Raw genomic sequence first — 13244 nt, 5'->3', positions numbered from 1 at the left:
TAGCCGGTCCAGAAGATGCTCGCGTAACGGCGACCCGCCGGTGAAGGGTCAGAGGCCGTTCCCTGGAGGGCCCTCAGCCAACGTACGGCGAGTGGCAAACCACGGCACCGCGTAAAGAAAATTATCCGAATGGGGTGAGGTCGGGGCGTTTGGGGGAGAGACCATCGCCCGAGGAGACGCCGCGCAGGCGGCGAGCCACCCACGGGACGAGATGCTCACGCATCCATTGGGCGTCCTCGCGCCGCCGCACCCGCGGATCCACCGCCCGTGCCGGCCAGTCCTTGCGCCAGTCCTCGAACGGCACCCCCAGCACGTCCAGCACCCGCGCCGCCACCAGCCGATGCCCGTCCTCGTTCATGTGCAGCCGGTCGGCGCTCCACGCCCGCCAGTCCCGCAGCCCCTGCATCGACCACTGGTCGACGAGCCGGCACCCGTAGAGGTCGGCGATGGACCGCACGTGCAGGTAGAAGATCGCGAACCGCCCGCGCAGCCGCCGCATCAGCGGCGTGTCCCGCGGGTCCACGCCGGTGAACAGCAGCACGTCGGCACCGCCGGCCCGCAGGTCCCGCACGGCCCGCGCGACCTTCTTGGCCATCTCGTCCGGGTCGCTGCCCGGCCGGAGCAGATCGTTGCCCCCGGCGCAGAAGCTGACCAGGTCCGGGGCCATCTCGATGGCCGGCGGCACCTGCTCGGCGACGATCTGGTCGATGAGCTTGCCGCGGACGGCCAGGTTGGCGTACCGGAAGGACGGGTCGTCGGCGGCGAGCCGCTCGGCCACCCGGTCGGCCCAGCCGCGGTAGTGCCCGTTGACGCCGGGGTCGTTCAGTCCTTCCGTGAAGCTGTCGCCGAGGGCGACGAAGGACTTGTAGTGCCTCATGAGGTGGTGTTCATCTCCGCGATAGCCTGCAGCGCAAGGACGTACGACTGTAGCCCGAACCCCGCGATGGTGCCCGTCGCCACCCCGGCGACGACGGAGGTATGACGAAACTCTTCCCTAGCGGCGGGATTGCTGAGGTGCACCTCGACGAGCGGGGCGGTGCGCTGGGCGATGGCGTCGCGCAGGGCGTAGGAGTAGTGGGTGAACGCGGCGGGGTTGAGCACGACGGGGATGCGGCCGTCGCAGGCCTCGTGGATCCAGCCGATCATCTCGGCCTCGTCGTCGGTCTGGCGCACCTCGACGTGCTCGCCGAGCTTGCGCCCGGTGTCGCGGCAGAGCTGGGCCAGGTCCTCGAACGTCTCGGCGCCGTAGACGTCGGGCTCGCGGGTGCCGAGCCTGCGCAGGTTGGGGCCGTTGAGCACGAGGATCATGCCGAGATCTCCTTGTAGGCGGCGGCGAGCAGCTCTTCCGAGGGGTCTTCGAGGCGGCCCGGCTTGGCCAGCTCGTCGAGGACGACGAACCGCTGCTTGGCGCCGCGGTTCTTCTTGTCCAGCCGCATGTGGTCGCGCAGCTGCGGCCACGCGTCGGCGCGGTAGGAGATGGGCAGGCCCACACTGGTGAGGATCGCGCGGGTCCGATCCACCAGATCGGCGCGGCCGGAGAGCCGGGACAGCTCGGCGGCGTAGACCATGCCGATGGCGACGGCCTCGCCGTGGCGGATGCCGTAGTGCTCGTTGCGCTCGATGGCGTGGGCGAGCGTGTGGCCGTAGTTGAGGATCTCGCGCACCCCCGCCTCGCGCAGGTCGGTGCCCACGACGTCGGCCTTGACCTGGATCTTGCGCTCGATCAGCTCGCGCGTGTGGGGGCCGTCGGGGCGGGTGGCGGCCTCGGGGTCTTCTTCGATGAGCCGGAGGATCTCCGGGTCGGCGATGAAGCCGCCCTTGATGATCTCGGCCAGGCCCGCCACGTAGTCCCGTTTCGGCATGCCGTCCAGCGTGGACAGCTCGCACAACACGCCCGCGGGCGGAAGGAACGTGCCGACGAGGTTTTTGCCCTCGGGTGTGTCGATGCCGTTCTTGCCGCCGACCGCCGCGTCGACCATGGCCAGCAGGGTCGTGGGCACGAGCACCACCTGGACGCCGCGCAGCCATGTGCCGGCGACGAACCCGGCCAGGTCGGTCGTCGCGCCCCCGCCCACACCGACGACGGCGTCCGACCGGGTCACGCCATGACGGCCGAGCGCCGACCACAGCCCCGCGGCCACCTCGACGGTCTTGGCCTGCTCGCCGTCCGGCACGGGCAGCTCGACCACGTCATAGCCGGCCTCGGACAGCGCCGCGCAGACCGGCCGGGAGATGTCGGGCAGGGTCTCCGGGCAGATCACGGCGACCGTGCGCACGCCCGGCTTGAGCAGCGTGGTCAGCTCGGCCAGCACGCCGGTGCCGACCACCACGTCGTAGGGGCTGTCGCCGCGTACGGTGATCCTGGTGGCGGCGGTCATGCGGGCAGCCCCTTCACGATCTCGTCGGCGAGCTCTGCCGGCTCGCGCTTGTCCGTCACCACGGTCGCCACGGCGAGCCGCTCGTAGATCGGCCGCCGCTCCTCCATGAGCTTCTTCAGCTGGCTGCGCGGGTTGAGCACGAGCAGCGGCCGGGCGGAGGCGAGCCCGACCCGCTGGACCGCGTCCGACAGCCCGACCTGCAGGTAGACCACGTGGTGGCCGGCGAGCAGCGCCTGGGTCTCCTCGTTGAGCACGGCTCCGCCGCCCAGCGACAGGATGCCGTCGTGCTCGGCCAGCGCCCGGCGCACGGCCTCGTGCTCCAGCTCGCGGAAGCGGGCCTCCCCGTCCTCGACGAAGATGTCGGCGACGGGCTTGCCCGCCACGGCCTCCACGTCGACGTCGGTGTCACGGAACGCGACGCCGAGCCGCTCGGCGAGCAGCCGCCCGATGGTCGTCTTGCCGGACCCAGGAGGCCCGATCAGGACCACTGTCGTCATTTCACCCCTCCTCGTACGCTCCACCGTGTCATTTGATCACCATGGAGGAGAGGTAGCCCGACAGGTTGCGGGCGACTTCCTCGACCGAGTCGCCGCCGAACTTCTCCAGCGCCGCGTCGGCCAGCACCAGTGCGACCATGGCCTCGGCCACGACGCCGGCCGCCGGCACGGCGCACACATCGGAGCGCTCGTGGTGCGCCTTGGCCGCCTCGCCGGTCTTGACGTCGATCGTGGCCAGCGCCCTCGGCACGGTGGAGATCGGCTTCATGGCAGCGCTGACCCGCAGGATCTCGCCGTTGGTCATGCCGCCTTCGACGCCACCCGCGCGGTTGGTGATGCGCTTGACGCCGTCCTCGGCGGTGTATTCGATCTCGTCGTGGGCTTGGGATCCGGGCCTGCGCGCGGTCTCGAAACCGTCGCCGACCGCGACGCCCTTGATCGCCTGGATGCCCATGAGCGCCGCGGCGAGCCGGGAGTCGAGCCTGCGGTCCCAGTGGGTGTAGCTGCCCAGGCCCGGCGGCAGGCCGTAGGCGAGCACCTCGACGACGCCGCCGAGCGTGTCGCCGTCCTTGTGGGCCTTGTCGATCACCTCGACCATGGCGGCGCTGCCCTCGGGGTCCGAGCACCTGACCGGGTCCTCATCGATCCTGGCCAGGTCGTTCGGCCCCGGCAAGATCTCGGACGGGGTCTGGGCGCCGCCGATGGAGGTCACGTGGCTGACGATGTCGACCCCGAGCGCCTGCTTGAGGAACCGCCTGGCGACCTCGCCGAGCGCGACGCGGGCCGCGGTCTCGCGGGCGCTGGCCCGGTCGAGCACCTGCCTGGCGTCGTCGAACCCGTATTTCTGCATGCCCGCCAGGTCGGCGTGCCCCGGACGGGGGCGCGACCTGGGCGCGTTGCGTGCCAGGCCCTCCAGCTCGGCAGCGTCGACCGGGTCGGCCGCCATGACCTTCTCCCACTTGGGCCATTCGGTGTTGCCGATGCGGATCGCGACCGGGCTGCCCATGGTCCGCCCGTGGCGGACGCCGCCGACGATCGTGACCTGATCCTGCTCGAACTTCATCCGGGCGCCGCGGCCATAGCCGAGCCGGCGGCGGCGCAGGGCCTCGTCGATCGCGGCCGTGGTCACCTCCACCCCGGCCGGGAGGCCTTCCATGACGGCGACGAGTTCGGGCCCGTGAGACTCTCCGGCGGTCAACCAGCGCAACATGCGTACAAGTCTTCCATGTGCGGCCTAGTGAGATGTCCCACGTTCACGTGTCGAGACACAGCACCGTGAACGCCCCCAACAGCATGAACGGCCCGAACGGGAACTGCGTGTGCCTGGTGCCGCGACCGGTCGCGAGCAGCGCCAGAGCGTAGAGCGCGCCGAGCAGCTGCCCGCCGAACGCCGCCACCACCCACGCCTGCCAGCCCAGCGCCGCGCCCACCATGCCGATGAGCCCGGCCAGCTTGACGTCGCCCAGTCCCAGCGCGTCCGGCCTGATGACCCACAGCAGCCCGTAGATCGCTGCCAGCGCCGCTCCTCCGGCCAGCGCTCGCGGCAGCTCGCCGGTGGGCAGGAGGGCCAGGGCCGTGATCGGGTACGCGGGCAGCGTGATCGCGTCGGGCAGAAGCGTGGTGCGCCAGTCGATGACGGCCAGAGCGACACCGATCACGGCGAACGGCACGTAAGGGAGGCCGAGGCGCCAGGTGACGAGCGCGACGACGGCGGCGGTCACCAGCTCGGCCTTCGGCGGCCAGGCGGGCTCCGGGAGGCCGTCGTAGGAGTCGGCCAGCGCCCTGATGCGGTGTCCGCAAAGTAATCCGGCCAGCGCCATGAGTGCGACCACGAGCCGACCCTAATGCGGACCCGGCCGCGCCCGCCGCGGTTCCGCCGGTCCGCCGCGGCCTTCGTGGCCGATCGCCGGCATCGCCCCATTCAGCGGCGCGAGAACACCGGGACGTACAGGTTCAACGGCGCCAGAATCATCGCCCTTCAGCGGCGCGAAAACCAGCGGCGGCGGCGCCGCGCCGGCTCGACCTTGGCCACGGTCGCGTTCTCGAGCCGGTCGGCGGTGCCGGACTCGATCGCCGCCAGGGCCTCCAGCACCGCACCCTCGATCACGAACGGCACCGGCCCGGCGACGTCCACCACGACCGCCGCCGCCTGCTCCTGCACGGCCGCCCGGCACACCTGGAGCGTGGTGGCCTGGATCGGCCGCGCGTCCGGCCGCCACCTCGCCAGCGCCTCCGCCCCGGTGAACGCCGGCACCGCCTGCCTGCCGTCCTGCCCGACGAGCTTGGGCAGGGCCATCTCGCTCTCCTTCTCCTGCCGCAGCCCGTGCGCGCCGACCTCGGACTCGGTCAGCAGGGCGACGACGGGCACCAGGAGCCTGGCCCCGCTGAGGGCGTTGAGCACGTCGGTGGCGTCGCCGGTGCCCGCCTGGTAGGCGGCGAGGGCGGCGGCCACCGCGGGTGCGGCGCGGCCGTCGTCGTCGGGGTCGAGTGGCTGCGGGATGCTGGGCACGGCACATGAGCCTACCTGCGCCGAGCCTCGGCCCGGAGGGTGCGGGCCAGGCGCGGCATGCCGGCGATCAGCCGGACCGCGAACCCCCACCTGGCCCGCCGGCCCGGCAACGCGTGCAACTCCCCCAGCCACTCCTCCAGCCATCGGCCCCGGGCCCCGGCCGGAAGCATGATCGCACCGGCGGTGATGACGCCGAAAGATGCTCGTATGCCGCCCCGCCCGGACAGCGTGGCGGTGGACAATCGCCGCAACTCCTCCTCGACCCGCACCAGGCCCAGCCGGCCGGCGATGGGCACGACGACGTCCAGCGTCTCCCGGGCCTTGCGCCGCTGCTTCTCCTCGGGCAGGAAGCGCATCGTCCGCTGGTTGTGCAGGCGGTCGGCCAGCTTCAGCGTCAGCACGCGCTCGTCGGTCGAGGTCTCCCAGTCCGGGGGCCTTCGCTCGGGGTCGTCGAGAGTCCGCAGGCCGCGCACCAGCTCCACGACCGGCTCCCCGAACTCGGCGACCAGCTCCTGCTCTGTGCAGCCGGTGTCGTCCAGCACGTCGTGCAGCAGCCCTGCGCAGATCAGCTCGTGGTCCATGCCGAGCTCGGCCAGGATCGCAGCGACGGCGATCGAGTGGGTGATGTACGGGTCTCCGCTGCGCCGCCACTGGTCGCGATGCCAGTAGGCGGCCACCAGATGAGCTCGCTGAACCAGCTCCAGCCGGTCGCCGGACAGCCTGCCACCGGCGGCGTCCAGGACCGGCTGGAGCCGGCCGTGCAGGTTCGGTCCCCGGTCGTTCGCGTCGTGTCCGGCGGCCCCCGTCATGACGCGGCCTGCGAGGGGAGCAGCCAGGCGGGGACGGCCTGGCGGCGCGAGCGGTAGGCGCGGGCGATCGCGTCGCGGGCCTGCTCCGCGCCGTGGGCGGTGATCCGGTAGTAACGGCGGCGCGGGCGGCCCTCCGCCACATGCGTCTCGGGGTCCTCCCACCGGCTCTCCACCCAGCCGATCTGCTCCAGCCTGGCCAGGATCGGGTAAAGGGTGCCGCTCGGCATCTCCGCCTGCTCGCACAGCTCCAGCCCGTAGCGTTCGCGCGCCGGATCGTTCAGGAGGGCGCGAAGCACGGCCTGGGTCGGCATGGTCATGCGCGGGCCGTTGCTCTTCATATCTCGTACTCTACATAGCTAGAGCTGTGGCCGTCGAGCCACAGTCCCGCTACCCGAGGTCGGAGATGGCCGCCACCGGGCCGCCACCCGACGGGCCCTGGTGGACGGCGGCGACCGACACGAACACCGCCGGATCTCCCGTGACCGACGCCGCCACCCCGCCGACGGCGGCCTTGATCTGGCGGTGCCAGTGCACGTCGGAGTCGTCCAGCATGATGTTGCGCCGCCCTCGCACGCGGCCCGACGGGTCGGCCTCGCACTTCATGAACACGTTCACCAGCCGCCCGTCGAGGTCCGACGGGTGCGGGCGCTCGGGCAGCAGGAGCCCGGAGTCCCGGATGGCCGCCCAGATGCCGTCGGCGTCCAGGGCGTCCTTCATGACGCTGTGACCGATGCGGTAGCGCCCGCCGATCCCCCGTACGTTGCCCACCAGCACGATCTGCGCCCGGTCCAGCTCCACCCCGGACGAGCAGGACGCCACGGACGAGTAGAGCGACAGATCCTTGTGGATCTGGTCGGCGCCGGGCATGTCGATCTCGCCAAGCGCCACGGCGATGCCGAGGGCGGTGGTCGAGTTGGACAGGTCCATGGAGGGGCCGGTCTCCTCGATGGCGGTGTCCTGGCCGCGGCTCTTGGCGTCGGTGATGGTGGCCAGGGTGAGCAGCGGCGTCTTGGTCTGCACGTAGTGGACGTCACGCGGGTCGTCGATACCAGCGATCTTCATGGCCTCGCGGACCCCGGCGGCGACCTTCTCCACCATGGCCGGACGGCCGATGTCCTCGGGCAGGATGACCTCGCTCATCGCCACCCCGACCGACAGGCGCGGCTCCTCGGACGCGGGGGCGTTCGCGGTGGTGGCGAAGATCGTGGCGTGCGGGCTGAGCACGCCGTCGGTGCCGCCCGACCACACCAGGGGCACGCTCTCCGGCGCCGGATGCCCGTGCGCGGCCAGCACCTCCCGGAAGGCGCGGTCGGCCAGGATGCGCGTGTAGTCGTTGACGCCGCCGTTGCCCTCGGTCTTGCCGATGACGGCCAGGACCCGATCGGCCTCGATGACACCGTCGGCGATGAGCCGCGACAACCCGGCCGCGTCGGTGACACTCTCGATCGGCACCTTGCGCACTTCGATCGGTTCCGGCATGCGACGCCCCTTCCCTGTTGCCCCTTGGTGACGCTAACCGAGCCGGTCAGCGGGGTTCATGGGCAATGTCTGCCCATGAACCCCGCCGGCCATGTCAAGGTGCGCTGAGCGCCACGGTCGGGGACAGCCGGGCGGCTCGGGCCGCGGGATAGATCCCGGCCACCCCGCCGACGAGCAGCGTGGCGGCGGCCGCCCCGGCCAGGGCCCAGGCGTCCAGGGTGGGCGGGAAGGCGTGGCCGAGCGCGTACCCGGAGGTGACCAGGGCGCCCAGCACGATGCCGGCCAACCCGCCGAGCGCGGACAGCAGCAGGGACTCGGTGAGGAACTGCAGGCGTACGTCGGTCCTGGTGGCGCCGAGCGCGCGGCGCAGCCCGATCTCCCTGCGGCGTTCGAGCACGGAGATCACCATCGTGTTCGCGATGCCCACCCCGCCGACCAGCAGGGCGACCGCGCCCAGTCCGAGCAGGAGGTTCGTGAACGCCCCCGCGGCCGCCGCCCGCGCCGCGAGCGCGTCGGACGGGCGGGCGATCGTGGTCTCCTCCGGATGCTCGGGATTGACGGTACGGGCGAGCACCGCTGCCACGTCTTCGACCGACTCGGGATCGGCGCGTACGTAGACCGTGGTCGGATGCCCGTCGAAGCCCAGAAGCTCGGCGGCGGCCGGCCACCCGACCAGTGCCGACCGGTCGATCTCCGGCGCCAGCGGGAGCGCGTCGAGCACGCCGAGCACGGTGAACCAGCGGCGGCCCAGCCATACCTGGTCGCCACCGCGTACTCCCAGCCGCTGGGCGGCGACGGCGCCGAGCACGACCGTCGGGTAGCGGCTCGTGGCCTGGCTGAACCAGGCGCCCGTGCCCTGGAGGGTGTCCAGGAGGTGCTCGGTGGCGGCCTGCACGGCGACGCCGCCGGTGCGTTCGGGCGGGATCAGGTCGCTGCGGTAGACCCTGGCCTCCAGCTGGGCCGTCGCGGCGACAGACCGTACCGGGCCGATCTGACCGGTCATGGCGACGGCCGTCTTGGGCAGGCTGGACTGCTCGCCCCTGACCGTCTGGCCGGGGGTGACGGTGAGGAGGTTGGTGCCGAGGCTGTCGAGCTTGCGCAGGAGGTCGGCGCGGCTGGAGGCGGAGATGCCGATGACCGCCACCATGGTGGCGATGCCGATCGCGATGCCCAGGGCGGACAGCACGGCCCGGCTGGGCCTGGCCCGCAGCCCGACGACGCCGAGCCGGAGCAGGTCACGCGGGCTCATGAGCGGTCTCCTCCACGATCAGGCCGTCGCGCATGCGGACGCGGCGTGGCAGGGCGGCGGCCAGGTCGGCGTCGTGGGTGATGATCACGAGTGTGGCCGTCACGGCGAACAACACCCGCAGCACCTCCGCCCCGGAGGCCGAGTCCAGGTTGCCCGTGGGCTCGTCGGCGAGGAGGAGCACGGGCTCGCCGATGATCGCCCGGGCCACGGCCACCCGTTGTTGCTCGCCGCCCGAAAGCTCGTGCGGGCGGTGGTGGAGGCGGTGCGCCAGTCCGACCCGCTCCAGGGCGAGCGCCGCCCGGCCTCTGCGCTCGCTCATCGGGATCCGCGCGTAGAGGAGGCCGTCGGCGACGTTCTCCAGGGCGCTCAGGCCGGGGATGAGGTGGAAGTGCTGGAAGACGAAGCCGATCGTCGAGGCCCGCAGCGCGGCGAGCCGCCGGTCGGGAAGATGAGCGATGTCGTGGCCGGCGACGCGCACAGTTCCCGAGGAGGGTCGGTCGAGGGTGCCGAGCAGGTGGAGCAGGGTCGACTTGCCGGAGCCGGACGGCCCGACGATCGCCACGGCCTCGCCCGCGTCGACCCTGAGATCCACGCCCCGCAACGCCTCGACCCCGCCCGGGTATGCCTTCGTGACTCCGGCCAGCTCCGCCACGGGCCCCTCGCCCCGACCGCCTGCCATGCCCCTTGCCGGACCGTCGCCCACGCCGCACGCCGGAAGCCGCCGCTTTGCGATGTCGGTCATGACGCCGGCACCTCGACCTTCATGCCCTCGCTCAGTCCGGCGCTTGTGACCTCCACGCGGCCTCCGGCGAACAGTCCGGGCTTGACGGTGATCACGACGCCCTGCTGGGTGCGTACGCCGTACCCGCCCTCGCGCAGGGCCAGCAGGGCCTCCACCGGCACCGACAACACGTCCTCTCGGGTGTCACTGCGCAGGTCCACTGTGACGGGCACCTCGCGCAGCGCCCCTGTCGAGCCGCGCGGGGCGACCTCGACGTCGACGGTGACGCTGTCCTCGGACACCTCCGCCACCACCCCGACCTTGCTGATCGTGCCCTTGAGCCGGGCGCCGCCGGGCAGCTCCATCTCGACCTCCGCGCCCTTCCTGGCCAGGTGCTGGTCGGCGATGTCGAGGTCGATGGCGACGACCCGCCGGGTGCTGCGTACCACGAGCAGCTCGGTTCCGGCCGAGACCGGATCACCCACCTGGGCCTTGGTCTGCTTCACCCAGGCCTGGCCGGGCAGCACGGCCGCCTGGGCGGCGTCCACGGCGCCGGTGACCGGCAGGTTCCTGTCGGCCTGCCAGTCGGCGACGGCGGCGGCGGTGGCCGTGGTGAAGTGGTCGTCCACTGTCATGCCGGTGCCGTAGCCGAGAGCTTTAAGGTTGCGTTCGAGCTGGGCGACGTCCGCGCCGTTCACGCCCACGGACAGCTCCCGGTAGATCGGGATTTTTCCATAGAAGAGGGTGACCGGGCGGCGATCGACTGTGTAGAGCGTCTGACCCCGCTTGACCGAGGTGCCCTTGGCCTTGATCGCGGTCAGCGTGCCAGAGGGCCCCGCCCGCAGCACGCGTTCGTCGGCGTAGGCGAGCATGCCCTCCACGGTCTCGGAGTCGGCCAGGTCTCCCCTCGTCACCTCGGCATAGGAGGAAGCGGCGGACGGGGCGGGCGCGGCGGCGGGTTCGCCGGCGCCGAGCGTGAGGGCGAGCGCCGCCACCGCCGCGGCGCTCAGGACTGCTCCGGCCAGGATCGCGCGTCTCACTTGGTCCCCCCGGACTTCTTCTCGCCCAGCAGCGGCCGGCACTTCTCGTCGGCGGTCTTGAACGGGCTGGTGTTCCTGCGGGGCAGGTCGTCGGTGTCGGGCCAGCGGGCGTCGCCGTTCACGACGACGGGGTCCGGCCAGTTCAGGCCCTGCTCGCGCATGCAGCGCGCGTAGTCGAGCATGCCGTCGAGCGAATGCTGATCGTTGTCGCGGTTCACGGTCTGCGGGGGCGCCAGCGACCGGCAGGCCGTCATGGCCTTCTCCATCAGCTCCCGCCCGGCCTGGTCGGCGTCGCCGACGTCGACCCGCTCCCCCGGGGCCGGATCCTCGACCTTGAGCCCCTGGTCGCGCAGGCATTGCGCGAACTTCAGCACGTCCGCGCTCGCGGACGGCGAGGACGTGGCGGACGCGGGCCCGCCCGCGGACGCGACACCGTCCCCGGACGGGGCGGCGGCGCAGCCTGTCGTCACCGCAAGGACGATCAGTGCCACCAGGCACCTGACCATGGTCGATCACCTCCCGCACGGGGAACGGTCGTCCCCGTGCGGATCCAGGTGTAGGCGGCGGGTCTCATCAGACCTCAAACCCCGCCTGAGGGTTTGCTAATCGAGCGGGAGCCGGACGGAGAAGGTCGTGCCGCGGCCCAGGGTCGACTCGACGCCTGCCGAGCCTCCGTGCGCCGCCACAACCGCCTGGACGATCGCCAGTCCCAGCCCCGATCCCTCGCGTGAGCGGGCGCCCGGCGCCCGGTAGAAGCGCTCGAACACCCTGGCCGCCTCGCCCTCGGCGAGCCCGGGGCCGTGGTCGGCGACCTCCAGCACGGCGTGCCCGTCCTCGTGCCGGACCCGTACGTCGACGGCGGTCCCCGGCGGGGTGTGCGTGAGCGCGTTGCGTACGAGATTGCCCAGCACCTGCCCCAACTCGGCCGCGTCGCCCAGGACCACGAACGCCGCGTCCTCGCCGAACGCGAACGTGATGTCGCGCTCGGGCGCCAGCACCCGCGCGTCGCGGACGACCTCGGCGGCCAGCGGCAGCAGGTCCACGGGCCCATGCTCGCGCGGCCGCTCGGCGTCGAGCCGGGCGAGGACCAGCAGGTCGTCCACGAGCGCTCCCATCCGCCTGGCTTCCTCCTCGATCCGCCGCACGTTCTCGCTGTCGGCGTGCCGCAGGAAGTGCTCGGCGTAGCCGCGCACGACGGTCACCGGTGTGCGCAGCTCGTGGCTGGCGTCGGCCACGAATCGCCGCATCCGCTCCTCCGACTCCTGCCGGGCGGCGAAGGCGGCCTCGATCCTGGCCAGCATGTCGTTGAGCGCGGCCCCGAGGCGGCCCACCTCGGTACGGGGGTCCACGTCGGGCACCCGCCGCGACAGCCGGCCGTCGGCGATCTGCCGGGCCGCGCTCTCGATCTCGGCGAGCGGCCGCAGGCTCCGCCGTACGAACACGAGCCCCGCGGCGGCCAGCACCACCACGACCACGCCCCCGGCGAGCAGCTCGATCATGCCGAGCAGCCCGATGGTGGCGTCGATCTCGCGCAGGTCCATGGCGGCGACGATCGACTGGCCGCCCGGCCGGGTGTCGACGAGCACGCGCCAGTCGCCCGACGTGTACGGCTCCCGCTCGGCCTGCGGCACGACCGGCGGCCCGCCCGGGTCCCCGCTGACCACCGCCCCCGTGGCGTCGCGGACCTGGAAGACGTAACCGGCGGGCCGCCGCGCCGGGCGGTCGTCGGCCGGGCCGGCCTGGGCGAGCGTCCGGAGCTGCAGGTCGACCTTGTCCACGAGCTCGGCACGCAGCAGGACCAGGCTGGCCACACCGATCGTGACCAGGGCGAGCAGCACGAGGGCGACCGTCCCGGCGATCAGCCGCACCCGCAGGCTACGGAACGCGGAGAACATAGCCCACCGAGCGCACCGTGTGGATCAGCCGCGGCTGCGCAGAGTCGACCTTCCTGCGTAAGAGCGACACGTACTGCTCGACAATGCCGGGATTGCCGCTGAAGTCGGGATCCCAGACGTGCTCGAGGATCTGGGCACGGGACAACACCCGGTTGTGGTTGACCATGAAGTACCGCAGCAGCTGGAACTCCGTCGCCGACAAATGGACCTGTCTGCCCGACCGCCACACGGTGTGCGCGTCCTGGTCGAGCTCCAGGTCGGCGACCGCCAGCCGGACCGGCGCCGCCGCGGTGCGCCGGCTGCGGCGCAGCAGCGCGTGGATGCGGGCGATCAGCTCCTCCAGGCTGAAGGGCTTGGTGACATAGTCGTCGCCGCCCGCCGTCAGTCCGCGCACCTTGTCCGCTGTGGCGTCCCTGGCGGTCAGGAAGAGCACGGGGGTGCGGTCGCCGCCCCCGCGCAGCCGACGTACCACGTCGAATCCATCCAGGTCGGGCAGCATGACGTCGAGCACGATGAGGTCGGGCGCGTGCCGCTGGACCAGACGCACCGCCTCCCGCCCGTCCGCGGCGGCCACCACCTCGAACCCCTCGCGCAGGCAGCCGACGAGCAGCTCGCGCAGGCTCGGTTCGTCCTCCACGACGAGCAACGTGTCCATGGCCGCCAGGCT

Annotated in this window: 16 protein-coding genes; all 16 read right to left on the bottom strand. The window is 72.3% G+C overall.

Annotation, left to right across the window (positions count from 1 at the left end; all coding sequences use genetic code 11):
• Nucleotides 1-121: 121 nt before the first annotated feature.
• The 16 genes from OHA25_RS29355 to OHA25_RS29280 all read right to left on the bottom strand — a co-directional run bounded on the left by OHA25_RS29355 (nt 122) and on the right by OHA25_RS29280 (nt 13232).
• A complete protein-coding gene (locus tag OHA25_RS29355) occupies nt 122-877 on the bottom strand; it encodes an SGNH/GDSL hydrolase family protein (RefSeq protein WP_327590667.1) in 756 nt (251 codons plus the stop codon).
• Nucleotides 874-1308: a type II 3-dehydroquinate dehydratase gene (aroQ, locus tag OHA25_RS29350; RefSeq protein WP_327590666.1), complete on the bottom strand. Its 435-nt coding sequence runs from the start codon at nt 1306-1308 to the stop codon at nt 874-876. The genes OHA25_RS29355 and aroQ overlap by 4 nt, the downstream gene beginning before the upstream one ends.
• Nucleotides 1305-2378, bottom strand: coding sequence for a 3-dehydroquinate synthase (gene aroB, locus OHA25_RS29345; RefSeq protein WP_327590665.1), 1074 nt, complete (start codon nt 2376-2378; stop codon nt 1305-1307). Before aroB ends, aroQ begins: the two co-directional genes overlap by 4 nt.
• Nucleotides 2375-2875 carry a shikimate kinase gene (locus OHA25_RS29340; RefSeq protein WP_327590664.1) on the bottom strand — a complete coding sequence of 167 codons (501 nt, stop codon included), beginning with the start codon at nt 2873-2875 and terminating at the stop codon, nt 2375-2377. Before OHA25_RS29340 ends, aroB begins: the two co-directional genes overlap by 4 nt.
• A gap of 28 nt (nt 2876-2903) precedes the next feature.
• A complete protein-coding gene (aroC, locus tag OHA25_RS29335) occupies nt 2904-4085 on the bottom strand; it encodes a chorismate synthase (protein WP_327590663.1) in 1182 nt (393 codons plus the stop codon).
• A gap of 43 nt (nt 4086-4128) precedes the next feature.
• Nucleotides 4129-4707: an A24 family peptidase gene (locus OHA25_RS29330; RefSeq protein ID WP_327590662.1), complete on the bottom strand. Its 579-nt coding sequence runs from the start codon at nt 4705-4707 to the stop codon at nt 4129-4131.
• Nucleotides 4708-4853: 146 nt separating this feature from the next.
• Complete coding sequence (locus OHA25_RS29325) at nt 4854-5384, bottom strand: SseB family protein (RefSeq protein ID WP_327590661.1); 531 nt, start codon at nt 5382-5384, stop codon at nt 4854-4856.
• Between the two features lie 11 nt (nt 5385-5395).
• Entirely contained in the window at nt 5396-6193 is a 798-nt protein-coding gene (locus tag OHA25_RS29320; RefSeq protein WP_327590660.1) for an HD domain-containing protein, read from the bottom strand.
• Entirely contained in the window at nt 6190-6531 is a 342-nt protein-coding gene (locus OHA25_RS29315; RefSeq protein ID WP_327590659.1) for a PadR family transcriptional regulator, read from the bottom strand. The genes OHA25_RS29320 and OHA25_RS29315 overlap by 4 nt, the downstream gene beginning before the upstream one ends.
• Nucleotides 6532-6580: 49 nt before the next feature.
• Nucleotides 6581-7672: a ring-opening amidohydrolase gene (locus OHA25_RS29310; protein WP_327590658.1), complete on the bottom strand. Its 1092-nt coding sequence runs from the start codon at nt 7670-7672 to the stop codon at nt 6581-6583.
• 94 nt (nt 7673-7766) lie between these two features.
• Nucleotides 7767-8921, bottom strand: a complete 1155-nt coding sequence (locus tag OHA25_RS29305) for an ABC transporter permease (protein WP_327590657.1) — start codon at nt 8919-8921, stop codon at nt 7767-7769.
• Nucleotides 8908-9600, bottom strand: a complete 693-nt coding sequence (locus OHA25_RS29300; protein ID WP_327591061.1) for an ABC transporter ATP-binding protein — start codon at nt 9598-9600, stop codon at nt 8908-8910. The genes OHA25_RS29305 and OHA25_RS29300 overlap by 14 nt, the downstream gene beginning before the upstream one ends.
• A gap of 59 nt (nt 9601-9659) precedes the next feature.
• On the bottom strand, nt 9660-10682 hold the full coding sequence (locus tag OHA25_RS29295; RefSeq protein ID WP_327590656.1) for an efflux RND transporter periplasmic adaptor subunit: 1023 nt from the start codon (nt 10680-10682) through the stop codon (nt 9660-9662).
• Entirely contained in the window at nt 10679-11188 is a 510-nt protein-coding gene (locus OHA25_RS29290) for a hypothetical protein (RefSeq protein ID WP_327590655.1), read from the bottom strand. The genes OHA25_RS29295 and OHA25_RS29290 overlap by 4 nt, the downstream gene beginning before the upstream one ends.
• 96 nt (nt 11189-11284) lie before the next feature.
• Entirely contained in the window at nt 11285-12577 is a 1293-nt protein-coding gene (locus tag OHA25_RS29285) for a sensor histidine kinase (RefSeq protein WP_327590654.1), read from the bottom strand.
• Nucleotides 12558-13232: a response regulator transcription factor gene (locus tag OHA25_RS29280; protein WP_327590653.1), complete on the bottom strand. Its 675-nt coding sequence runs from the start codon at nt 13230-13232 to the stop codon at nt 12558-12560. The genes OHA25_RS29285 and OHA25_RS29280 overlap by 20 nt, the downstream gene beginning before the upstream one ends.
• Nucleotides 13233-13244 lie beyond the last annotated feature (12 nt).

The organism is Nonomuraea sp. NBC_00507, from assembly GCF_036013525.1.
Taxonomy (GTDB): domain Bacteria; phylum Actinomycetota; class Actinomycetes; order Streptosporangiales; family Streptosporangiaceae; genus Nonomuraea.
The sequence above is the reverse complement of the archived record's forward strand: the minus strand, read 5'-3'. Positions and strand labels throughout refer to the sequence as shown.

Bases quoted from the DNA above. Each gene is read 5' to 3' on its own strand.
- OHA25_RS29355 (WP_327590667.1), bottom strand. From the start codon at position 877: ATGAGGCACTACAAGTCCTTCGTCGCCCTCGGCGACAGCTTCACGGAA.
- aroQ (WP_327590666.1), bottom strand. From the start codon at position 1,308: ATGATCCTCGTGCTCAACGGCCCCAACCTGCGCAGGCTCGGCACCCGC.
- aroB (WP_327590665.1), bottom strand. From the start codon at position 2,378: ATGACCGCCGCCACCAGGATCACCGTACGCGGCGACAGCCCCTACGAC.
- OHA25_RS29340 (WP_327590664.1), bottom strand. From the start codon at position 2,875: ATGACGACAGTGGTCCTGATCGGGCCTCCTGGGTCCGGCAAGACGACC.
- aroC (WP_327590663.1), bottom strand. From the start codon at position 4,085: ATGTTGCGCTGGTTGACCGCCGGAGAGTCTCACGGGCCCGAACTCGTC.
- OHA25_RS29320 (WP_327590660.1), bottom strand. From the start codon at position 6,193: ATGACGGGGGCCGCCGGACACGACGCGAACGACCGGGGACCGAACCTG.
- OHA25_RS29315 (WP_327590659.1), bottom strand. From the start codon at position 6,531: ATGAAGAGCAACGGCCCGCGCATGACCATGCCGACCCAGGCCGTGCTT.
- OHA25_RS29310 (WP_327590658.1), bottom strand. From the start codon at position 7,672: ATGCCGGAACCGATCGAAGTGCGCAAGGTGCCGATCGAGAGTGTCACC.
- OHA25_RS29305 (WP_327590657.1), bottom strand. From the start codon at position 8,921: ATGAGCCCGCGTGACCTGCTCCGGCTCGGCGTCGTCGGGCTGCGGGCC.
- OHA25_RS29300 (WP_327591061.1), bottom strand. From the start codon at position 9,600: ATGGCAGGCGGTCGGGGCGAGGGGCCCGTGGCGGAGCTGGCCGGAGTC.
- OHA25_RS29290 (WP_327590655.1), bottom strand. From the start codon at position 11,188: ATGGTCAGGTGCCTGGTGGCACTGATCGTCCTTGCGGTGACGACAGGC.
- OHA25_RS29285 (WP_327590654.1), bottom strand. From the start codon at position 12,577: ATGTTCTCCGCGTTCCGTAGCCTGCGGGTGCGGCTGATCGCCGGGACG.
- OHA25_RS29280 (WP_327590653.1), bottom strand. From the start codon at position 13,232: ATGGACACGTTGCTCGTCGTGGAGGACGAACCGAGCCTGCGCGAGCTG.